At 72.6% G+C, this 20,761-nt stretch carries 18 protein-coding genes; 9 read left to right on the top strand and 9 right to left on the bottom strand.

The features are described from left to right. Nucleotides 1-11 precede the first annotated feature (11 nt). Nucleotides 12-1,619: a serine/threonine-protein kinase gene (locus ACFVT5_RS36590; RefSeq protein ID WP_389897449.1), complete on the bottom strand. Its 1,608-nt coding sequence runs from the start codon at nucleotides 1,617-1,619 to the stop codon at nucleotides 12-14. A 454-nt stretch (nucleotides 1,620-2,073) separates the two neighbouring features. Here ACFVT5_RS36590 and ACFVT5_RS36585 point away from each other — a divergent pair, with 454 nt between their 5' ends. Continuing rightward, nucleotides 2,074-2,343: a hypothetical protein gene (locus ACFVT5_RS36585; protein WP_389897263.1), complete on the top strand. Its 270-nt coding sequence runs from the start codon at nucleotides 2,074-2,076 to the stop codon at nucleotides 2,341-2,343. Nucleotides 2,344-2,568: 225 nt separating this feature from the next. On the opposite strand, the gene ACFVT5_RS36580 is transcribed toward ACFVT5_RS36585, so the two are convergent. Then, nucleotides 2,569-3,369, bottom strand: a complete 801-nt coding sequence (locus ACFVT5_RS36580; RefSeq protein ID WP_389897446.1) for an ABC transporter permease — start codon at nucleotides 3,367-3,369, stop codon at nucleotides 2,569-2,571. 77 nt (nucleotides 3,370-3,446) lie between these two features. Continuing rightward, entirely contained in the window at nucleotides 3,447-4,421 is a 975-nt protein-coding gene (locus ACFVT5_RS36575) for an ATP-binding cassette domain-containing protein (protein WP_389897261.1), read from the bottom strand. Nucleotides 4,422-4,484: 63 nt separating this feature from the next. Here ACFVT5_RS36575 and ACFVT5_RS36570 point away from each other — a divergent pair, with 63 nt between their 5' ends. After that, nucleotides 4,485-5,189, top strand: coding sequence for a TetR/AcrR family transcriptional regulator (locus ACFVT5_RS36570; RefSeq protein ID WP_389897259.1), 705 nt, complete (start codon nucleotides 4,485-4,487; stop codon nucleotides 5,187-5,189). A 41-nt stretch (nucleotides 5,190-5,230) separates the two neighbouring features. On the opposite strand, the gene ACFVT5_RS36565 is transcribed toward ACFVT5_RS36570, so the two are convergent. From ACFVT5_RS36565 to hmgA, 3 genes are all read right to left on the bottom strand, one after another. Continuing rightward, the gene (locus ACFVT5_RS36565; protein WP_389897257.1) at nucleotides 5,231-6,454 is read right to left on the bottom strand and encodes a type ISP restriction/modification enzyme; all 1,224 of its coding nucleotides are present in this window, start codon (nucleotides 6,452-6,454) and stop codon (nucleotides 5,231-5,233) included. A 262-nt stretch (nucleotides 6,455-6,716) separates the two neighbouring features. Further along, complete coding sequence (locus ACFVT5_RS36560; RefSeq protein ID WP_389897254.1) at nucleotides 6,717-7,466, bottom strand: GntR family transcriptional regulator; 750 nt, start codon at nucleotides 7,464-7,466, stop codon at nucleotides 6,717-6,719. A 68-nt stretch (nucleotides 7,467-7,534) separates the two neighbouring features. Next, the gene (gene hmgA, locus ACFVT5_RS36555; RefSeq protein WP_389897252.1) at nucleotides 7,535-8,887 is read right to left on the bottom strand and encodes a homogentisate 1,2-dioxygenase; all 1,353 of its coding nucleotides are present in this window, start codon (nucleotides 8,885-8,887) and stop codon (nucleotides 7,535-7,537) included. A 106-nt stretch (nucleotides 8,888-8,993) separates the two neighbouring features. On the opposite strand from hmgA, the gene ACFVT5_RS36550 reads away from it, so the two are divergent. The 7 genes from ACFVT5_RS36550 to ACFVT5_RS36520 all read left to right on the top strand — a co-directional run bounded on the left by ACFVT5_RS36550 (nucleotide 8,994) and on the right by ACFVT5_RS36520 (nucleotide 18,207). Further along, entirely contained in the window at nucleotides 8,994-9,524 is a 531-nt protein-coding gene (locus tag ACFVT5_RS36550; protein ID WP_389897250.1) for a hypothetical protein, read from the top strand. A gap of 112 nt (nucleotides 9,525-9,636) precedes the next feature. Continuing rightward, entirely contained in the window at nucleotides 9,637-10,302 is a 666-nt protein-coding gene (locus ACFVT5_RS36545; protein WP_389897248.1) for a TetR family transcriptional regulator, read from the top strand. Nucleotides 10,303-10,407: 105 nt separating this feature from the next. After that, nucleotides 10,408-12,705, top strand: coding sequence for a molybdopterin oxidoreductase family protein (locus ACFVT5_RS36540; protein ID WP_389897246.1), 2,298 nt, complete (start codon nucleotides 10,408-10,410; stop codon nucleotides 12,703-12,705). A gap of 122 nt (nucleotides 12,706-12,827) precedes the next feature. Continuing rightward, the gene (locus tag ACFVT5_RS36535; RefSeq protein ID WP_389897244.1) at nucleotides 12,828-14,297 is read left to right on the top strand and encodes a CitMHS family transporter; all 1,470 of its coding nucleotides are present in this window, start codon (nucleotides 12,828-12,830) and stop codon (nucleotides 14,295-14,297) included. 3 nt (nucleotides 14,298-14,300) lie between these two features. Then, entirely contained in the window at nucleotides 14,301-15,698 is a 1,398-nt protein-coding gene (locus tag ACFVT5_RS36530) for an MFS transporter (protein ID WP_389897241.1), read from the top strand. Next, nucleotides 15,685-17,073, top strand: coding sequence for an aldehyde dehydrogenase family protein (locus ACFVT5_RS36525; RefSeq protein WP_389897239.1), 1,389 nt, complete (start codon nucleotides 15,685-15,687; stop codon nucleotides 17,071-17,073). Before ACFVT5_RS36530 ends, ACFVT5_RS36525 begins: the two co-directional genes overlap by 14 nt. Nucleotides 17,074-17,124: 51 nt before the next feature. Further along, nucleotides 17,125-18,207, top strand: coding sequence for a Zn-dependent alcohol dehydrogenase (locus tag ACFVT5_RS36520; RefSeq protein WP_389897444.1), 1,083 nt, complete (start codon nucleotides 17,125-17,127; stop codon nucleotides 18,205-18,207). Nucleotides 18,208-18,219: 12 nt separating this feature from the next. Here the strand turns inward: ACFVT5_RS36520 and ACFVT5_RS36515 are convergent, their stop codons facing one another. The 3 genes from ACFVT5_RS36515 to ACFVT5_RS36505 form a co-directional block, all read right to left on the bottom strand. After that, entirely contained in the window at nucleotides 18,220-19,179 is a 960-nt protein-coding gene (locus ACFVT5_RS36515) for a DMT family transporter (protein WP_389897237.1), read from the bottom strand. Nucleotides 19,180-19,258: 79 nt separating this feature from the next. Further along, complete coding sequence (locus ACFVT5_RS36510) at nucleotides 19,259-20,002, bottom strand: ArsR/SmtB family transcription factor (RefSeq protein ID WP_389897234.1); 744 nt, start codon at nucleotides 20,000-20,002, stop codon at nucleotides 19,259-19,261. A gap of 67 nt (nucleotides 20,003-20,069) precedes the next feature. Beyond that, nucleotides 20,070-20,714, bottom strand: coding sequence for a TetR/AcrR family transcriptional regulator (locus tag ACFVT5_RS36505; RefSeq protein ID WP_389897232.1), 645 nt, complete (start codon nucleotides 20,712-20,714; stop codon nucleotides 20,070-20,072). Nucleotides 20,715-20,761: the final 47 nt, after the last annotated feature.

Genomic DNA, 20,761 nt, shown 5'->3' with positions numbered 1-20,761 from the left:
GAGGTCGGTCGTCACGAGTCCGGTGTGGAGGAGACCCCGCCCGTCGGGGTCTCCGTCCGGCAGGTCACCGAGAACGCCACCAGGTTCGACGTCGCCCGGACCGGACTCCGGACCTCCACGCCGATCGCGTTCTCGTACGTGGCGTCCGCCGTGTACGTCAGCTCGACATGCGTGACCTGCTTGGTCGTTCCGCCACCCGACGGGAACGACAGCGTCTTCCACCCCGGGTCCGACGGCTCGCCCGACCGGGTCACCCAGCGGTACTCGACGTCGACCGGGACCCGGCCCACCGTGAACGCCGCCGTGAAGGTGGGCGCCTCGGCCGCCGGCGCCGGGCAGGGCCCTGTGTACGTGGTGCGGGCCGCCGTGACGGTCACCCGGACGGACTGCGCCGGCGTGGTGTGCCCACCTCCGGCCGCCCCGCCCGTCTTCCCGCTGCCACTGCTCGCGCTCGCCCCGTCGCCCGTACTCGGGCTCGGGCTCTTCGCGCTCGCCTCTCCGGCCGAATCGCTCGCGGTGGGGGCGCCCGTATCGCTTGGGCTGCTGCTCGCACCGGTGTTGCCCTTGTCGCCTCCGTCGCCGCGAGTGGCCAGGGCGTAGCCGAGGCCACCGAGCGCGAGGGCCAGGACGGCCACGCCCGCCGTGACCGCGAGGGCGGTGCGGCGGGGGCGCCGGGCGTCCGGCTGCGGCGTCGGGTGCGGTGACGGAAGTGGGGGAGTGGGTGACGATCCCGGTCGCGATCCCTGACCCGATCGCGGCCCCGGTCCCGGTCCCATCGGGGCGATGACCGTGGGGAGTTGGGACGGGTCGGGCGACCCGGCGCCGGCACTTCGGGGCGCGGTGCCGCCCGCCGCGACGATCCGCAGCGCCCGCTCGGCCTCTCCGGCGGACATCCGGTCCACCGGATCCTTGCGCAGCAGCCCCTCGATCACCGGCGCCAACGGACCCGCCAGCCGGGACGGCGGCAACTCCTCGTCGACCACGGCCCGCAGGGTGTTGAGGGGCGTCGCCTGGCGGAACGGTGACTGGCCCTCCACCGTCGCGTACAGCAGCACGCCCAGCGACCACAGGTCGGACTCGGGGCCCGGACGGTGGCCCAACGCCCGCTCCGGGGCGAGGAATTCGGGTGAGCCGATCACCTCGCCCGTCATGGTGAGCGCCGAGGTGCCCTCGACCGTCGCGATCCCGAAGTCGGAGAGGACGACCCGGCCGTCATTCGCGATCAGGACATTGCCCGGCTTCACATCGCGATGCAGGACGCCCGCCTCGTGCGCCGCCCGGAGCGCGGCCAGGACCTCGGCGCCCACCTCGGCGGCACGGCGCGGGGACATCGGGCCCTCCGCGTCGAGCACGTCCGACAGGGAGAGCCCCCGGATCAATTCCATCACGATCCAGGGACGGCCGCCCTCGGCCGCCACGTCGTACACGGTGACCACACCGCGGTGCGCCACGCGGGCGGCGGCCCATGCCTCGCGCTCCAGACGCGCGTACAGCCGCTCGACATCGGACTGCGGCAGTCCGGCCGGGGCGCGGACCTCCTTGACGGCGACCTCGCGGTGCAGCACCTCGTCGAAGGCGCGCCACACGGTGCCCATGCCGCCCTCACCGAGCGGGGTCATCAGCCGGTAGCGATCCGCGATCAGCCGGGGACCGCCCGGTGGCTCGCTGCCGTGACTCCCGTCACCCTTGGCGTGGCCGTGGCCTTCACTGCTCGGGTCCTGCGTCACCGGCGGTCCCCATCTGCGACGGTGCGATCTCAGCACAAAACTAGCTCAATCCGGGCCGATTGCGGCCCTCTCTGCGGTCGTCCGGTGGCTCCCCTCGCGGCCACCGGCGACGAAGCGCAGGTCGTTCGATACGGACGAGATGGCCAGATCGTTGCGCTTCGGTGTCATCCGGTCATCCCGTGCGGCAATCTGTCCAACTCGCCCTGGATTCAGGTGGATTAGCACAGTGGTTGTCAACCCCCTTACCGGGAAGGTGAATCCTGCGGGCGGGATACACGAGTGTCACGAGGGGGCGATAGGGTTAACCTGCCCTGGGCCGGGTGCCCTCGTACGGGTGGGGAGTGACATGGAACAGATAACAGTGCGCAGCAGGGCTCGTGTCCCTGCGATCACCTGCGGGAGCAGTGCGACCAGCTCGCGCCTCGACCGCCATCTCGCGGTGCTCGGCGGTCCCGCCGTCCCTCAGCGTGAGACGGCGGAGGCGACGTCGCTGATGCGTGAACTCACGTCGCGTGACGTCGCGCACGACCGCAGCAGCAGGGGCGCGCGGGTGCGACGGGTGTCGCTCTTCGCACCGCTGCGCCGCCTGCGCCGCTCGCTCTTCGGCGGGCGCTGAGGCGCGGCGGACCGTCCCGGCGCGACGCCGCGCTCTTTGCGACCGTCATCCCCACGGCACGCGGCGCCGCCCCGGTACGGCCGAGCGAACCCCGGCCCCGACGACCCTTTTCCGGTGCACCCGCCCCCGGTCACACCACTCCCGGCACCACCGTGACCGGCGGCATCGCACCCGGCGGCACCCGACCCGGCCCTCCCCACCGAGTCACCCCTGACCGCCCGTCATTCACCCCTCCGCGTTCGCGTACCGCCGTACCGCGAGCGGTACGAACACCACGAGCAGCACCCCGCACCACGCGAGTGAGCCCGCCACCGGATGCGCCACCGGCCAGGCGGCGCCCTCCGGCACCGACGCGTTGCCGAACAGTTCCCGCGCCGCCGTCGACACCGCGCTGATCGGGTTCCACTCCGCGACCGCGCGCAGCCCGCTCGGCAGGTTGTCCGTCGGGATGTACGCGTTCGACAGCAGCGGCAGGATGAACGTCGCACCGCCGAGCTGTCCCGCCGCCTCCTCGCTGCGCGTCAACAGCCCGAGGAACACCCCGATCCAGCAGGTCGCCACCCGCAGCAGCAGCAACAGGCCCACGGCGCCGACCGCTTGGAGCGCGCCGCCCTCGATCCGCCAGCCCACCGCGAGACCCACCAGCATCAGCGGGACCAGACCGGCGGCCGTCAGCAGCAGATCGGACACCACCTGCCCCAGCGGCACCGCGGCCCGGCTCATCGGCAGGGTGCGGAACCGGTCCATGACGCCCCGGTGGGAGTCCTGGGCGGCCTGGAACATGCCCGACATCAGGCCGTTCGCCGCGGTCGCCACCAGCAGCCCCGGCACCAGGAACGACCGGTACTCCTGCCCCGGCACGGCAAGCGCGCTGCCGAACACATAGCCGAAGAACAGCAGCATCGTGATCGGCATGGTCTGGGTGAGGATCAGCAGCCCCGGGTTGTTCCGCACCCGCCGCAGATGCCGGCCGAGCACCGCCGCGCCGTCGTACGCGAGAGCCGTACCGCCGGTCGCGAGGCCCATGCCACCGGATCCCTCCGTGCGGCTCGCGCCGGCGGATCCCTCCGTGCGGCTCATGTCACCAGATTCCTTCGTGAGGCTCATGCCACCAGGTCCTTCCGGTCGGTCGCGCGTCCGGTCAGCCGGAGAAACGCGTCGTCGAGAGTCGGCGGGCGCAGGCTCGCGTCGAGCAACGGCACACCCGCCGCGTCCAGTTCACGCACCAGCCGGGGCAGCGTCAGCGTCGGATCGAGCGCGACGGCGCCCACCGTGTTCCGCTCCTGGTCCAGGACCGGTTCCGAGCCGGTCAACCGGTCCAGCACCCCGGCGGCGGAGGCCAGCGCGTCCGTGTGCGTGACGACCACCTCCGCGTACGCGCCGACGACCGCCTTCAGTTCGGCGGGGCTGCCCTGGTGCGCCACCCGGCCCCGGTCCACCAGGACGACGGTGTCCGCGAGCCGGTCCGCCTCCTCCAGGTACTGCGTCGTGAGCAGCACCGTCGTCCCGTCCGCCGCCAGGTCGCGCACCGCCCGCCAGATCTGGTTACGGCTCGCCGGGTCCAGGCCCGTCGTCGGCTCGTCCAGGAACAGCACCGCCGGTGGCGTGATCAGACTCGCGGCCAGATCGAGCCGCCGGCGCATCCCGCCCGACCAGCCGGTGACGGGACGGTCCGCCGCGTCGGCCAGGCCGAAGCGGTCGAGCAGGTCGTCGGCGCGGGCCCGGCCCGCCGCGCCCCGCACCCGGCGCAGCCGGGCGAACAGCCGCAGGTTCTCGCGGCCCGTGAGGTCACCGTCCACCGAGGCGTTCTGGCCGGTCACGCCGATGGCCGCGCGGACCGCGTGCGGCGCGCGCATCAGGTCGTGCCCCGCGACCCGGGCCGAGCCCGCGTCGGGCCGCAGCAGCGTCGCCAGGACGCGCACCGCCGTGGTCTTGCCCGCGCCGTTCGGCCCGAGCAGCCCGCAGACCGAGCCCTGGGCGACCGCGAGATCCAGTCCGCGCAGCGCGTGCACGGTCTCGCCCCGGGAATGGAATCGCTTCTCCAGACCCTCACTAAGTACAGCGTACGTAGTAGTCATGGACCGAGCATAGCCCACTACGTACGTTGTACGTAACTACGATGGTCGTGAGGTGATCGACAGATGTCAGGGCGCAGTGCCGTACCCGAAGTGATCTGGGCCCGCGCCGAGCGCGCGGGCCGGGGGCCCCGGCCCGCCTACAGCCGTGCCGACATCGCGGCGGCGGCCGTGCGGATCGCCGACGAGGGCGGGATCGACGCGGTGGCGATGCGCCGGGTCGCCGCCGAGCTGGGGTGCGGCACGATGTCGCTCTACAACTACGTGCCACGCAAGGAGGATCTGTACGAGCTGATGGTCGACGCCGTCAGCGCCGAGTACGACCTCGCGGAGCCGACCGGGGACTGGCGCGCCGATCTGGTCGGACTCGCCCACCAGATGCGTGCCCTGATGCACCGTCACCCCTGGATGCCCGGACTGATGTCACCCGTCTACGGGTTCAGCCCGCACGCCATGGACTTTCTGGAGCACTGTCTGACCTGCCTCGACCCGCTCGACGCCCCGTCGGGCACGAAGATGGTGCTGGTGGCCATGGTCACCGGCGTGGTGACGACGTATGTCTCCAACGAACTCGCCACGGTGGAGCGCGCCCGGTCCCTGCCCTGGTCCGAGGCCGCGGAGAACGCGGCGCGCGGCGCCTATCTGGGCAGCCGGCTGGCGACCGGCGCCTATCCGCGACTGGCCGCCGCCTTCGCCCAGGACGCGGGCTCCGCCGACGTGGACGCGGTCTTCGAAGGGATCGTGCACCGGGTCCTGGACGGGTTCGCGTAACCGGATCGCGTAGCGGAGGCTTCCAGGACGCCCCAGGACGCCTACAACAGGGCGAACTGGCCCTCCGGGCCCTCTTCCGGGTGGTCCAGGACCGAGGCAGGGCGGCGGGCCGAATCCGGGGGCGGGACAACACCCTCGCGGCGCAGGTCCGTTCGGGTCACCGGTGCCGCCGGGGTCGCCGACCGCGCGCGGTCGGGGCGGAGTTCGGCGAGCAGGGTCAGGACCGTGACGAGTTCCAGCAGGTCCGAGGTCCAGGGCTGCGGCCATGCCGCCGGGCGGATCGCTTCGAGGGTGCCCGGTTCGGCGGGCTCCACGCGCCGTGCGAACCACGCGTCGAGTACCCGTACCCCGCCCACCTGGAAGTCCCACGCGGCGGCGGGCACCGGCGCGATCCGGCCCTCGTCCAGGTGCAGGGCCTCCTCCTCGCGGTCGTAACGGAGTTCGAGGGGGCGTGCGGGCAGCGGAGCGCGGACGTACGGGCGTCGGCCGCCCGGCAGCTTCGGCCGCTCCCCGTCGCCCCGACGCATCAGCCGCAGCATCCGGTGCCCCGCCGCCGTGCCCCGGGCCCACTCGTCGGCGTCGCCCGTGAGCGGTACGGCACAGCCGTCGGGACCCGGCCGGGCGGCGGCCACGATCCAGGCCAGCAGATCGAGCGGCGCGGGAGAGTGGCCCAGACGCTCGCCCAGGTGGTCGATGAGGCCCGGTGCCAGATTCGGTTCGGCGGCGCCGGGACGCCGGTACAGCGGCCGGACGCGTCCGGTGCGGGGCGTCGGGGCGCGGCCAGGGGCCGGTTTCGGCTGCGGTGCGGCGAACGGCAGCAGCGACGACACGAGCAGCGCGGGACCGGTCGTGTCGGGGCCGCCCGGCTGCTCGACGGCGAAGACCTGGTGGGAGTCCGCGACCCGCCACAACTCGGGGCGTGCCGCGTCGATCAGCCGGTGATCGGGGATCAGCCACTGCTCGTCGAAGGGCCCGTACAGCACCCGCACCGGCTCGGGACAGGGTCCCGACTCACGGGCGATGCGCCCGGTTCCGGTGGCCTGGCCCGGCAGTTGGGCGACGGCGGAGTGCGGGGTACGGGACCGGGTCACCCCGAACAGCGCCTCACGGTCCGGCCCCTGGGCCTTGACGAGGGTGTCCCACCGGGCCTTGAGGGACGCGGGGTCGGGGGCGAGAGGCCAGCCCCGGCCAGGCCGTGGCGCTGCGACGGACCACGGCATGAGGTCCGCGAGCAGCGGTGCGTCGTCGTGCGTCACGCCCGGCATCGTACGACGACGTCACCGCCCACCGTAGAGCGCCATTGCCCCCGGCGGCACGGTGCCCTGAGAGCGGACCGATCTCCCCAGGGCACCGCTGCCACCCGGCCCGGAGTCGGTTCGACTCCCCGCCGCAGTGGCGCTCGGCCGCCGCGAACCGGCCCGGCGGTGCCGAACCCCCCGGCTGGGGGCGGCTTGGCACCGCCGGCACGCCCTGTCACCGCGGGCGCGGGTCACGCGCGTCCAACCCCGGTCACGCCGACCGCGTCGCTCAGTGGGCGTCCAGCGTCACCGTGAACGAGAAGCGGTCGCCGCGGTAGTGGATCTGGGCGACGTCCAGGGCTCGGCCGTCCTCGTCGTAGGTGATGCCGGTGTAGTGCAGGATCGGGCTCAGCAGCGGGACTTCGAGGAGGCGGGCCGTGTCCGGGTCGGCGAGGCGGGCCTCGACGGTGTCCGTGATCCGGCTGATCCGGACGCCCACGACATCCCGCAGGACCTTGGTCATCGGCCACCGTTCGAGATCCGCCGGGTCGACGCGCGCCGCGATCTCGGGGCGCACGATGTTCCGGGCGTGGTTGGTCGGTTCGCCGGTCTTCTCGTCACTGCGCAGCCGGTGGTACATCGCCACCTCGGTCAGGTCCGGGAAGTGCTCCGCGAGTTCGGACGGCACCGGCACCGTGCCCTGGTCGAGGAGCCGGGCGGTCATCCCCGACTGCTGTGCCACGATCGCGTCGACCGACCCGAGCAGCCGCACCGGCGCCCCGCGCCGCACGGCAGGTTCGATGAAGGTGCCCCGGCGCCGGTGCCGGGTGATCAGGCCCTCGTCCTCCAGCTCCTTCAGCGCCTGCCGCATCGTCAGCACGCTCACGCCGTAGTGCCCCGCCAACTGCTCCTCGGTGGGCAGCCGCAGCGGGGCCTCGGGCGAACGCCCCAGTATCGAGGCCCTCAGCGACTGCGACACCTGATACCACAGCGGCAGTTTTCGATTCAGGACGATCGAGTCCGGTGCGAAAGCGGTCACGACATCTCCCGGATCGGTTCCTCGGCGCGCCCTCACCCGGTACGCGCCCGGCGCACGCGCCCCCTGCGCTACGCGTTCCCGAAGTGGCGCTCCAGACCTTGCCACACATCGTCGTACCGCGGCTGGAGATGGTCCGCTCCGGCGGCCTGCGCGGTCGTGACCACCGGCCAGCGCGTCTCGAACATGAAGGCGAGTCCGTCGTCGATCTTCTGCGGACGCAGCTCGGCGGCGCTCGCCTTCTCGAAGGTGTCCCGGTCGGGACCGTGCGCCGACATCATGTTGTGCAGGGAACCGCCGCCCGGCACGAAGCCGCCCTTGCCCGCGGTCTTCGCGTCGTACGCGCCCTCGATCAGGCCCATGTACTCGCTCATCACATTCCGGTGGAAGTACGGCGGCCGGAAGGTGTCCTCGCCGACCAGCCATCGCGGCGCGAACACCACGAAGTCGGCGCCGGCCAGGCCAGGGGTGTCGGACGGCGACGTCAGGACCGTGAAGATCGACGGGTCCGGATGGTCGTAGCTGACCGAGCCGATGACGTTGAAGGTGCGCAGGTCGTACACGTACGGCGTGAGGTTGCCGTGCCAGGCGACCACGTCCAGCGGCGAGTGGTCGTAGGTCGCGGTCCAGAGGTTGCCGCAGAACTTGTTGACGACCTCGACCGGACCCTCGCTCTCCTCGTACGCGGCCACGGGCGCCCGGAAGTCACGGGCGTTCGCCAGACCGTTGGCGCCGATCGGGCCGCGCTCCGGGAGCTGGAACGGCTGCCCGTAGTTCTCGCAGACATAGCCGCGCGCCGCGTCACCCAGCAGCTCGACCCGGAACCGGACACCGCGCGGGATCAGCGCGACCTCGCCGGGGCGGACCGCCAGCAGGCCGAGTTCGGTGCGGAGCAGCAGCTCACCGCGCTCGGGCACGATCAGCAACTCGCCGTCGGCGTCGCTGAAGACGCGCTCCGTCATGGAGGCCGTCGCGTGGTAGAGGTGCACCGCCATGCCGGCGCGCTGCACCGCGTCGCCGTTCCCACCGAGCGTCCACAGGCCCGCCAGGAAGTCCGTACCGGCGCCCGGCTCGGGCAGCGGGTCCCAGCGCAGCCGGTTCGGGTCCGGCGTGGTCTCGGTGAAGGGCGCGGTGCGCAGCGCGCCGTTGTCCGTGCGGACGAACGCCGGGTGCGCCGCCGAGGGGCGGATCCGGTACAGCCACGAGCGGCGGTTCCGCTCCCGGGGCTCCGTGAACGCCGTACCGCTCAACTGCTCCGCGTAGAGCCCGAGCGGGGCGCGCTGCGGTGAGTTGCGGCCATGCGGAAGGGCTCCCGGGACGGCCTCGGTGCTGTGCTCGTTCCCGAACCCCGAGAGGTAGGTCAGGCCCTCGGCGGTCTTCCGCGCCGAGTCCTCCGGGATCTTCCGCGCACCGTCGCCGCTCATCGTTGCTCCCTCACCCCTCGCCAGCATTCCTATGCTTCACCATAGGATTCGGCTTTTCCTGGCGCAAGAGGAGCCGTCAAGGTGAGGGGTCCTCTACTCTCCCGGAATGGCGACACCTCGGCGATCTCGTACAGCGTTCGCGGTCCGCGCCCTGCTCGCGGGCATGTTGCTGACCGTGGCGGTCGCCTGTGGCGGCGGCGCGGACGGCCCCGCGGCGGCCGGACCCAGTCCTTCCGTGTCCACGGTCGGCAAGCTCCTCGACAGCACGGACGAGCAGGGGCGCCAGTACCGCGAGGTCGACGAGGACGAGGCGCCCGGCATCGGTCTCGCCGTACGCCCCGACGACTCCGACGACGGCTGGCGCGTCCGGCTCACGGTCCACCGGTTCCGGTTCGCGCCCCCGGGCACGGACTCCGTCGCGGTCCCCGGACGCGGCTATGTGCTGCTGTTCCTCGACGGCCGCCCGCTCGACCGGCTGCGCGGCCCCGACTTCCATCTGCCCGGTAGCCGCCTCTCCCGGGGTACACACGCCCTCACCGCACGGCTGTACGCGGACGACGGCACCGTATGGGCGGTCAAGGGCAAACCGATCGAGGGCACCGCCGACCTCACGGCCCAGCCCCGGGCGACCCGGTGAGGCACCTCGTTCCGTTCCGTGCGGAACGCCCTCCCTGAGCAACCCCCTCCGCTCCCGTGAGCAACCCCCTCCGCGTCCGTGAGGACCCCCGTCCCCTTCCGTGAAAGGCACCATGAAGACCGAGCCCGACGAGAACCCCCTGTCCGGTCCGGCCCCCGTCGGCGGCACAGGCGCCCGGGTCGCACCCCTGCGCCGCGCCCCCGTCCAGCGGCGCAGCGCCCAGCGGCTCAGTCGTATCCTCGACGCCTGCGCGGACCTGCTGGACGAGGTCGGTTTCGACGAGTTGAGCACCCGGTCCGTGGCACAGCGCGCGGGCGTCCCGATCGGGTCGGTGTACCGCTTCTTCGACAACAAGCGCGCGATGGCCGGCGCCCTCGCCGAACGCAACCTCCAGCACTACGCCGAGCGCGTCACCCAGCGGACGGCCACGATCCCCGCCGGGGACTGGCGCGGTGTGGTGGACGCCGTGCTCGACGAGTACCTGGCCATGAAACGGACCGTCGCCGGATTCGCGCTGGTCGACTTCGGCAACCAGATCCCCATCGGGGCGCCCGACGCGGCCCCCAACACCCGGGTCGCGGACCGCCTCGCGGAACTCCTGGCCGGGCACATCGGCCGCACGCCCGACCCGTCCCTGCGGCTCACCTTCCTGGTCGCCGTCGAGTCCGCCGACGCGCTGGTCCGGCTCGCGTTCCGGATGGACCCGGCAGGCGACGAACGGATCATCGAGGAGACGAGGGCACTGCTGCGGGCCTATGTGGCACGCACCCTCGACTGACGCCTCCCGCCGGTGACGCCCCCGCCAGGTCTCCCCTTCGTGCATACCGCTCGGTATGCTCGGAGGGCCGGCGCGACAGCGCTACCGCCGCACCCGGGAGTGCCCATGTCAGCAGCATCGGAAGCCGTCCGTACCGCGAAGACCCCTCGTACCGCGCCGCGTATCTGCCCCCTCTGCGAGGCCACCTGCGGGCTCACGCTCACCATCGAGGGCACCCGGGTCACCGGCGCGCGCGGGGACCGCGACGACGTGTTCAGCCAGGGCTTCATCTGTCCCAAGGGCGCGTCCTTCGGCGCCGTCGACAACGACCCGGACCGGCTGAGCCGCCCCCTGGTCCGCCGGGACGGCGCCCTGCGCGAGGCCACCTGGGACGAGGCGTTCGACGCGGTCGCCGCCGGACTGCGGGGCGTCGTGGACGCCCACGGACCGCACGCCGTCGGCGTCGTCCTCGGCAATCCCAACGTGCACACCATGGCGGGCGCCCTCTACCCGCCGCTGCTGCTCGCCGGCCTCGGCACCCGGAGCCTGTTCACGGCCAGCACGGTCGACCAGATGCCCAAACACGTCTCCAGCGGACTCCTCTTCGGCGACGCGCACGCCATCCCCGTACCGGACCTGGACCACACCGACCACCTGCTGCTCCTGGGCGCCAACCCGGTCGAGTCCAACGGCAGTCTGTGCACCGCCCCCGACTTCCCCGGCAAGCTCAAGGCGCTGCGCGCCCGGGGCGGCACCCTGACCGTGGTCGACCCGCGCCGCACCCGTACCGCCCGGCTCGCCGACCGCCATCTCGCGATCCGGCCCGGCACCGACGCGCTGCTGCTCGCGGCCATGACGCAGGTCCTTTTCGAGGAGAAACTCACCGACCTCGGCGCCCTCACCGACCAGGTGCAGGGTATCGACGAACTACGCGCAGCCGTACGGGAGTTCACCCCCGAGGCGGTCACCGGCGCCTGCGAGGTGTCGGCCGACACCATCCGGGAGCTGGCCCGGGAACTGGCCGCCGCGCCGACCGCCGCCGTGTACGGCCGGATCGGCAGCAGCACCGTCTCCTTCGGCACCCTCGCGAGCTGGCTGGTCGACGTCCTGAACATCCTCACCGGCAATCTCGACCGCCCCGGCGGCGCCCTGTTCCCGCAGTCGGCGACGGACAAGCCGCCCCGGCCCGCGGGACCCGGCAAGGGCTTCGCACTCGGCCGCTGGTGCTCCCGGGCCGGCGGCCACCCCGAGGCCAAGGGCGAACTGCCGCTCGCCGCCCTCGCCGAGGAGATCGACACCCCGGGCCGGGGCGGACCCGGCGCCCTCACCGAAGGCCCGATCCGCGCCGTGATCTCCATCGCCGCCAACCCGGTCCTGTCCGCACCGGACGGCGACCGCCTCGACCGGGCCCTGGAATCCCTCGACTTCATGGTCAGCGTCGACCCGTACCTGAACGAGACCTCGCGCCACGCGCATGTGGTGCTGCCCCCGCCGCCGCCGTCCCGCAGCGCGCACTACGACTTCGCGTTCAACATGTTCGCGGTGCGCAACCAGGCCCGCTACACCCCCGCCGCCGTCCCTCTCGACCCGGGCGCGATGGACGAGACCGAGATCCACGCCCGGCTGATCCTCGCCGCGTCCGGCCTGCACGGCGCCGATCCGTCCGCCGTGGACGCCCTCGCCGTCGACAGCACGCTCGGCAAGGCCGTCGCCGACCCGCACGGACCAGTCCACGGCCGCGACCCGAAGGAACTCGCCGCACTGCTCACCGGCGGGACGGGGCCCGAGCGGCGCCTCGACATGATGCTGCGCCTGGGCCCGTACGGCGACGGCTTCCGCGCCAGGACCGGCGGGCTCACCCTGGACCGGCTCCTCGCGCATCCGCACGGTGTGGACCTCGGCCCGCTGCGGCCCCGGCTGCCACAGCCGCTGAAGACCCGCAGCGGCCGGATCGAGCTGCTGCCCGCGCCGCTCGCGGACGACCTGCCCCGGCTGGCCCGCGCCCTGCACGACCGGCCCGGCGGACTCGTCCTCGTCGGCCGCCGGCATCTGCGCTCCAACAACAGCTGGATGCACAACGTCCCGACCCTGATGGGCGGTTCGAACCGCTGCACCCTCCAGATCCACCCCGCCGACGCCGACCGGCTCGGCGTCACTGACGGCGCCCCGGTCCGCATCAAGGGCGCCGGGGGAGAGGTCGAGGCCCCCGCCGAGGTCACCGCGTCGGTACGGCCCGGGGTCGTGAGTCTGCCGCACGGCTGGGGCCACCACCGTCCAGGAACCCGGCTGCGGGTCGCCGCCGCCGACCCCGGGGTCAACGTCAACCAGCTGCTCGACGGCACCCTCCTGGACCCCCTGTCGGGCACCGCCGTCCTCAACGGAATCCCCGTCGACATCACCGCCGTGGTCGTCGCAACCCTGTGACCTGGAGTTTTGCGCTTATTGCTCGCGTGTCAACATCTTGTTAACGATGAGATGCGGGCCCTAACGTCTCGCTCACCGCCGGCACTGGTGGGAGTTCAAGGGCGAACGTTAGGTATCCACTCATGCTGACCATCCTCGGCTTCGCCATGATCGCGACCTTCCTGGTCCTGATCATGATGAAGAAGGTGTCGCCGATCGCGGCGCTGGTTCTGATCCCCGCTCTGTTCTGCGTGTTCGTGGGGAAGGGGGCGCACCTCGGCGACTACGTCATCGACGGCATCGGCTCGCTCGCGCCCACCGCCGCGATGCTCATGTTCGCGATCGTCTACTTCGGCGTGATGATCGACGTGGGGCTCTTCGACCCGATCGTGCGGCTCATCCTCCGCTTCGCCAAGGCGGACCCGGTCAGGATCGTCGTCGGCACGGCCGTGCTCGCCGCGATCGTCTCGCTCGACGGCGACGGCTCGACCACCTTCATGATCACCGTCTCGGCGATGTATCCGCTGTACAAGCGCCTGAAGATGAGCCTGGTCGTGATGACCGGTGTCGCCGCCACCGCCAACGGCGTGATGAACACCCTTCCGTGGGGCGGTCCCACGGCCCGCGCGGCCACCGCGCTGAAGCTCGACGCCAGCGACATCTTCGTCCCGATGATCCCCGCGCTCGCCGTCGGCCTCCTCGCCGTCTTCGCCCTCTCGTACGTCCTCGGCCGCCGGGAGCGCACGCGCCTCGGGTATCTGTCCCTGGACGAGATCATCGAGACCGACACCGTGACGGCGGGCGCCGACGACAGCGAGAAGGTGCTGGTCGGCGCGGGCGGCAAGGGTGCCGCCCGTGGCAAGGGCGGCGCGGCCCGTACCGGTGGGGTCGGCGGTGGGACAGACGCCGACGACGCCGACGCGGCAGGCGCACAGACCCCGGACGACGCCGACGACGACGCCGACCGGAACTTCGCCGTCCTCGACCCGAACCGCGCCACCCTGCGCCCCAAGCTGTACTGGTTCAACGCGCTCCTCACGGTGACCCTGCTCACCGCGATGATCATGGAGTGGCTGCCGATCCCGGTGCTGTTCATCCTCGGCGCCGCCCTCGCGCTGACGGTCAACTTCCCCCACATGCCGGACCAGAAGGCCCGGATCGCCGCGCACGCCGAGAACGTCCTCAACGTCTCCGGCATGGTCTTCGCCGCCGCCGTCTTCACCGGCGTCCTGACGGGCACCGGCATGGTCGACCACATGGCCAAGGCCGTCGTCTCCGGCATCCCGGACTGGATGGGCCCGCACATGGCCCTCGCGACCGGTGTGCTGTCGATCCCGTTCACGTACTTCATGTCCAACGACGGCTTCTACTTCGGCATCCTGCCGGTGCTCGCCGAGGCCGGCGGCGCCCACGGTGTCTCCTCGCTGGAGATCGCCCGCGCGTCCCTGATCGGCCAGCCGCTGCACATGTCGAGCCCGCTGGTGCCCGCCGTCTACGTCCTCGTGGGCATGGCGAAGGTCGAGTTCGGCGACCACACCAGGTTCACCGTCAAATGGGCCGCGCTCACCTCGCTGGTGGTGCTCGGCGCCGGATTCCTCTTCGGCATCCTCTGAGCCATGAATCCTCCGTCTCGTACAGACGGCACGACAGACGGTCCAACGAACGGCCCAACGGACAGCTCAACAGACGGCATATCAGGGCCCGGTGGGAACCGGCGCTGGCTGCTGCGCCTCGTCATCGCCTTCAGCTTCGCGCAGGGGGCGGTGTCGATGGCGCGGCCCGCCGTCTCCTACCGGGCCCTGTCCCTCGGCGCGGACGAACGCGCCATCGGCGTCATCGCCGGTGTGTACGCGCTGCTCCCGCTGTTCGCCGCCGTCCCGTTGGGCCGCCGTACCGACCACGGGCGGTGCGCGCCGCTGCTGCCCGTCGGTGTCGTCCTGATCTCCGGCGGCTGCGCGCTCAGCGGTACGGCCCACTCGCTGCCCGCACTCGCCGCATGGAGCGGGCTGATGGGGCTCGGGCACCTCAGCTTCGTGATCGGCGCCCAGTCGATCGTCGCCCGGCAGTCCGCGCCCGCCGAACAGGACCGCAATTTCGGCCACTTCACGATCGGCGCCTCGCTCGGACAGTTGGTCGGACCCGTCGCGGCCGGTCTGGTCATCTCCGAACGCGCGGGCGCCATGGCCCCCACCAGCGCCCTCGCGCTGCTGGCCTCGGCCGGGGTCTGCGCGATGGCGTTCACCTCGCTGTGGCGCATCGAGCACCGGACACCGGCCGGTCCACGCGCTCCGGACAGCGACCACGACCGGGTCCCCGTCCTGCGTATCCTGCGTGCCCGGGGCGTGCCCGGGGGCATCTTCATCAGCCTCGCCGTGCTGTCGGCCACCGACATCCTCACCGCGTACCTCCCGGTCGTCGGCGAGCACCGGGGCATCACCCCGGCCGTCGTGGGGCTGCTGCTCAGTCTGCGGGCCGCCGCGACCGTCGCCTGCCGACTGGCGATGACCCCGATGATCCGGCTCCTCGGCCGTACCGCCCTGTTGGTGACGACCTGTCTGCTCGCGGGCGTGCTCTGTGTCGGCATCGCGCTGCCGGTGCCCGTGTGGGCGCTCGCCCTCATGCTCGCGGTGCTCGGCTTCTGCCTCGGCGTCGGGCAGCCGCTGTCCATGACGACCGTCGTCCGCGCCGCCCCCGCCGAAGCCCGCTCCACCGCCCTCGCGCTGCGCCTCACCGGCAACCGGCTCGGGCAGGTCGCCGCCCCCGCGTCGGCCGGTCTTGTGGCGGGCGTCGCCGGGACGGCCGCGCCCTTCGCCATGCTCGGGGCGCTGCTGCTCGCCGCCGCGGGCCTCGGCATACGGTCCGGCCGGGTGGGGCAGGAACCCCCTTCACCCGCCGGAACGCGCCAAGCTCCGCCGACAGCGCCGGGGGCCCCTGGCGCCCCGGAAACTAACAGCGCTAGTTTGGGGGTGCACGCGCGTCGCACGTCCGGGAGGAATCGCCATGAAGCCCCATGACGGCATGTACATCGACGGCGCGTGGCGCCCCGCGGCGGGCACCGACACGATCACGGTCGTGAACCCCGCCGACGAGAAGGTGATCGGCGAGGTCCCGGCCGGTAACGCGCTGGACGTCGACACCGCCGTACGGGCCGCCCGCGCCGCCTTCCCCGGCTGGGCCGCGACTCCTCCCGCCGAGCGCGCGGCCCGCCTCGCGGCGCTGCGGGACGCGCTCGTCGCCCGCCAGGAGGAGATCGCCGAGACGGTCACGGCGGAACTGGGCTCACCCCCGGCGTTCTCGCGCGCCGTGCACGCGGGCGTCCCCGTCCTGGTCGCCGGTTCCTACGCGGACCTCGCCGCGACGTACCCCTTCGAGGAGCGGGTCGGCAGCTCGACCGTGTTCCTCGAACCGGTCGGTGTGGTCGGCGCGATCACGCCCTGGAACTATCCGCTGCACCAGATCGTCGCGAAGGTCGCACCCGCGCTCGCGGCCGGCTGCACGGTCGTCCTGAAGCCCGCCGAGGACACCCCGCTCACCGCCCAGCTCTTCGCCGAGGCCGTCCACGAGGCGGGCGTACCGGCCGGTGTCTTCAACCTTGTCACGGGGCTCGGCCCGGTCGCCGGGCAGGCACTCGCCGAGCACCCGGGCGTCGACCTCGTCTCCTTCACCGGCTCCACCGCCGTCGGCCGCCGGATCGGCGCCACGGCGGGCGCGGCCGTCAAGCGGGTCGCCCTCGAACTCGGCGGCAAGTCCGCGAACGTCGTCCTGCCGAGCGCCGACCTGGCCAAGGCGGTCAACGTCGGCGTGGCGAACGTGATGTCCAACTCCGGCCAGACATGCAGCGCCTGGACCCGCATGCTGATCCACCGGGACCGGTACGAGGAGGCCGTCGAACTCGCCGCGACGGCCGCCGCGAAGTACGGCGACCGGATCGGCCCCGTCGTCAACGCCCGGCAGCACGAACGGGTACGCGGCTACATCCGTACCGGTGTCGCGGAGGGCGCGCGCCTGGTCGCGGGCGGCCCCGACGCGCCCCGCGAGCACGGCTACTACGTCAGCCCCACTGTCTTCGCCGATGTCACCCCCGACATGACGATCGCCCAGGAGGAGATCTTCGGCCCGGTCCTGTCGGTCCTCGCCTACGACGACGAGGACGACGCCCTGCGCATCGCCAACGGCACCGTCTACGGCCTCGCGGGCGCCGTCTGGGCCGCCGACGACGCCGAGGCCGTCGCCTTCGCGCGGCGCATGGACACCGGGCAGGTCGACATCAACGGCGGGCGCTTCAACCCGCTGGCGCCGTTCGGCGGTTACAAGCAGTCCGGCGTGGGACGGGAACTCGGCGCGCACGGTCTGAGCGAATACCTTCAGACGAAGTCGCTCCAGTTCTGAACCCGAATGTGCACTACTGAGCCCACTTGTTCCCTCAAGGAGTACGTGACCGTGGTCCGCGCCGCCGTTCTGCCCGCCGTCGGATCTCCGCTGGAGATCACGGAGATCGACCTGCCCGAACCGGGCCCCGGCCGGGTCAGGGTCCGGCTCGCCGCCGCCGGCGTGTGCCACTCCGACCTCTCCCTGACGAACGGCACCCTGCGCGTACCGGTCCCCGCCGTCCTCGGCCACGAGGGCGCCGGAACCGTCGTCGCCGTCGGCGAGGGCGTCACCCATGTCGCGCCCGGCGACGGCGTCGTCCTCAACTGGGCACCCTCCTGCGGCAGTTGCCCCGCCTGCGCGCGCGGCGAAGTCTGGCTGTGCGCCGACGCCCTCACCGGTACGGGCACCGTTTACGCCACCACGGCCGGCGGCACGGACCTGTATCCCGGCCTGAACGTCGCCGCGTTCGCCGAGGAGACCGTCGTCGCCGCCTCCTGCGTCCTGCCCGTACCCGACGGCGTCCCGCTCACCGACGCGGCCCTCCTCGGCTGCGCCGTCCTCACCGGATACGGCGCCGTGCACCACGCGGCACAGGTCCGCGAGGGCGAGTCGGTCGCCGTGTTCGGGGTCGGCGGTGTCGGTCTCGCGGCGCTCCAGGCGGCCCGGATCGCGGGCGCGTCCACCGTCGTCGCGGTGGACGTCACACCGGAGAAGGAGAGTCTGGCCCGGCGGGCCGGTGCCACCGAGTACGTCGTCGCGTCACCGACCACGGCGAAGGAGATCCGCGCGCTGACCGGCGGCCAGGGAGCCGATGTCGCCGTCGAGTGCGTGGGGCGCGCGACGACCATCCGTACCGCCTGGGACTCCACCCGGCGCGGCGGCAGGACCACGGTCGTCGGCATCGGCGGCAAGGACCAGCAGGTCACCTTCAACGCCCTGGAGATCTTCCACTGGGGCCGCACCCTCTCCGGCTGTGTCTACGGCAACAGCGACCCGGAGAAGGACCTCCCGGTACTGGCGGATCACATCAGGGCGGGCCGCCTGGATCTGAGCGCGCTGGTGACGGAACACATCGGGTTGGAGGACATTCCGAGGGCGTTCGAGAACATGCTGGCGGGGAGGGGCGGGCGGGCCTTGGTGGTGTTCGACTGACGGACCGGATTCTCAGCCCGCCCGGGACCTGGACACCGCCACACCGGCAAGACACAACAGGCCCCCGCCGAGCGTGAGCACCTCCGGCACCTCGTCCAGCGCCACCCACGACATCAGCACCACCACCGCGGGCACCGCGTACGTCGTGGCACCCATCCGGCTCGCCGTGGTCCTGGCCAGCGCGTACGCCCAGGTCGTGAACGCGAGGGCGGTCGGGAACACGCCCAGGTAGACCATGTTGAGGGTCGCGGACAAGGGGGCGTCGGCGGCGTCCCGTACCAACTGCCCCGCGAACGGCAGACACGCGACCGCGCCCACCAGACAGCCGAACGTCGTCACTTGCAGAGCACTTCCGTGGCCCAGGGCGGGCTTCTGCGCCACCACCCCGCACGCGTAACCGACCGCCGCGAGCAGGCACAGCGCGACCCCGAGTACGGACGAGCCGCCGGAGCCCGACATCGAGATCCCGACGAGGATCGCGCCCGCGAACGACACCCCCATGCCGGCCAGCAGCCTCGGCGGCAGCGGGGCGCCGAGGAAGCGGGAGGCGAGCAGCGCCATCAGGATCGGGCCGATGTTCACCAGGAGCGCGGCCGTGCCCGCCTCGACCTCCTGCTCGCCCCAGTTGAGGGCGACCATGTAGAACCCGAACCAGAGCAGGCCGGAGACCGCGATCCCCGGCCAGGCCGCGCGCGGCGGCCACCCCTCCCGGCGTATCAGGCAGAGCGCGCCGAGTGCCAGGGCCCCGGCGAGCAGCCGCCCGAGCGCGAGGGCACCGGGCGCGTACGCCTCGCCCGCGCTGCGGATCGCCACGAACGCGGAGGCCCACAGCACGACGGTGACGGCGGCGGCACCGGCGGCAAGACGCCGGGAGCGCCGGCTCGACGCGGGTGCGGCGGTGGGAGTCGCGGTGGGCGCCGAGTCGGGTGCCGTGTCGGGTTCCGGTTCGATCCGGGGTGCGGGGTCGGTCATGGCCCCGAGGCTATGACCTGGACGCTTCGGCGGTCACCGCAATATCGCGGGGCCCGTGACGCACGGCTCCGGCGCTCGGTCACGCCAGGTCCGGTGGGGCGATGTCCAGCAGGTCCCGCAGCGCGGTCCGCCCGGTGTCGGTCACCCGCACGGCCCGCTCCGACCCGATCCGTACGCACCAGCCCGCCGTCAGGGCGTGCCGGCACAGGGCGGCGCCCGCGACCCCGGCGAGATGCGGCCGGCGTTCCGTCCAGTCCAGGCAGGCACGGGCCAGGGGCCGCCGCCCGCCGTGCTCCAGGGCGATCCCGGTGTCCGCGAACCACCGCACCCCGGCGTCGGTCAGCGCGAACCCGTTGTCCTGCCGCAGCAGTTCCCGATGGGTCAGCGCGTCCGTGAGGGCGATACCGAGCCGCCCGGCCAGATGGTCGTAGCAGGTCCGGCCCCGTGCCATCGCGCTAACCGCCCCTGCGGCGCCCAGGGACCGGGGTCGCTCGGCGGGGGTCACAGGACCGGCCTGCGCCGCGAGGTCCTCGACCAACTGTGCGACCCGGTCGTCGGCGAGCCGTACGTACCGGTGGCGGCCCTGCCGTTCCTCGGTGAGCAGCCCGCCCGCGACCAGTTTGCCCAGGTGCTCGCTCGCGGTGGACGCGGCGACCCCGGTGTACCGGGCCAGTTCACCGGCCGTCCACGCCCGCCCGTCGAGCAGCGCCAGCACACACGCGGCGCGTGTCTCGTCGGCGAGCAGCCCGGCGAGGGCGGCCAGCCGGGGCGCCCCCGACGCACCGTTCCCGAAGGTCCTTCTCGCAGTCATGTGTCCCAGCATGCGTCCGGAAACCTTCGGCGGTCACCGAACTGTCGTCGAATCGTTCCCGCACCCCGTGGACGGCGTGTCACACCGCCCGTGACGTCATGTCCTCGTACTGCCGCGTGAGCCCGTCCAGAAGGGCGGTCAGGCCGGTCTCGAAGGCCCGTTCGTCGATCTTCTGCTGGCGCTCGGCGAGCAGATGGGCCTGGCCGAGATGCGGGTAGTCGGCCGGGTCGTACGCCGTCTCGTCGTCCACGAAGCCGCCCGCGAAGGAGCCGAGCGCCGACCCCATCACGAAGTACCGCATCAGCGCGCCGATCGAGGTGGCCTGCGCGGCCGGCCAGCCCGCATCGACCATCGCGCCGAACACCGCGTCCGCGAGCCGCAGCGCCGAAGGCCGGCGGCCGGGCCCGTGGGCGAGCAGCGGTACGACGTTGGGGTGTTCGGTGAGTGCCGCGCGGTACGACACGGCCCAGTCGTGCAGCGCGGTACGCCAGTCCCGGCCGTCCTCGAACATCGACAGGTCGACCCGCGCGCTCACCGAGTCGGCGACCGCCTCCAGGATCTGGTCCTTGGTCCGGAAGTGGTTGTACAGCGAGGGACCGCTCACGCCGAGTTCCGCCGCGAGCCGCCGGGTCGACAGCGCCGCGAGCCCTTCCGCGTCCACCAGCGCACAGGCCGTGTCCACGATGAGGGCTCGGCTGAGGAGGGGTTTGCGGGGTCGGGCCATGCCGAACATAGTAGGGCTACCGAAGGTAAACTAGCGGTGGTAGTTTA

Source organism: Streptomyces sp. NPDC058001 (assembly GCF_042886315.1).
Taxonomy (GTDB): Bacteria; Actinomycetota; Actinomycetes; order Streptomycetales; family Streptomycetaceae; genus Streptomyces.
The sequence above is the reverse complement of the archived record's forward strand: the minus strand, read 5'-3'. Positions and strand labels throughout refer to the sequence as shown.

Excerpts from the sequence above, each read along its gene's own strand:
- ACFVT5_RS36590 (WP_389897449.1), bottom strand. The coding sequence starts at position 1,619 with ATGACCCCGCTCGGTGAGGGCGGCATGGGCACCGTGTGGCGCGCCTTC.
- ACFVT5_RS36585 (WP_389897263.1), top strand. The coding sequence starts at position 2,074 with ATGGAACAGATAACAGTGCGCAGCAGGGCTCGTGTCCCTGCGATCACC.
- ACFVT5_RS36580 (WP_389897446.1), bottom strand. The coding sequence starts at position 3,369 with ATGGGCCTCGCGACCGGCGGTACGGCTCTCGCGTACGACGGCGCGGCG.
- ACFVT5_RS36575 (WP_389897261.1), bottom strand. The coding sequence starts at position 4,421 with ATGACTACTACGTACGCTGTACTTAGTGAGGGTCTGGAGAAGCGATTC.
- ACFVT5_RS36570 (WP_389897259.1), top strand. The coding sequence starts at position 4,485 with ATGTCAGGGCGCAGTGCCGTACCCGAAGTGATCTGGGCCCGCGCCGAG.
- ACFVT5_RS36565 (WP_389897257.1), bottom strand. The coding sequence starts at position 6,454 with ATGCCGGGCGTGACGCACGACGACGCACCGCTGCTCGCGGACCTCATG.
- hmgA (WP_389897252.1), bottom strand. The coding sequence starts at position 8,887 with ATGAGCGGCGACGGTGCGCGGAAGATCCCGGAGGACTCGGCGCGGAAG.
- ACFVT5_RS36550 (WP_389897250.1), top strand. The coding sequence starts at position 8,994 with ATGGCGACACCTCGGCGATCTCGTACAGCGTTCGCGGTCCGCGCCCTG.
- ACFVT5_RS36545 (WP_389897248.1), top strand. The coding sequence starts at position 9,637 with ATGAAGACCGAGCCCGACGAGAACCCCCTGTCCGGTCCGGCCCCCGTC.
- ACFVT5_RS36540 (WP_389897246.1), top strand. The coding sequence starts at position 10,408 with ATGTCAGCAGCATCGGAAGCCGTCCGTACCGCGAAGACCCCTCGTACC.
- ACFVT5_RS36535 (WP_389897244.1), top strand. The coding sequence starts at position 12,828 with ATGCTGACCATCCTCGGCTTCGCCATGATCGCGACCTTCCTGGTCCTG.
- ACFVT5_RS36530 (WP_389897241.1), top strand. The coding sequence starts at position 14,301 with ATGAATCCTCCGTCTCGTACAGACGGCACGACAGACGGTCCAACGAAC.
- ACFVT5_RS36525 (WP_389897239.1), top strand. The coding sequence starts at position 15,685 with ATGAAGCCCCATGACGGCATGTACATCGACGGCGCGTGGCGCCCCGCG.
- ACFVT5_RS36515 (WP_389897237.1), bottom strand. The coding sequence starts at position 19,179 with ATGACCGACCCCGCACCCCGGATCGAACCGGAACCCGACACGGCACCC.
- ACFVT5_RS36510 (WP_389897234.1), bottom strand. The coding sequence starts at position 20,002 with ATGCTGGGACACATGACTGCGAGAAGGACCTTCGGGAACGGTGCGTCG.
- ACFVT5_RS36505 (WP_389897232.1), bottom strand. The coding sequence starts at position 20,714 with ATGGCCCGACCCCGCAAACCCCTCCTCAGCCGAGCCCTCATCGTGGAC.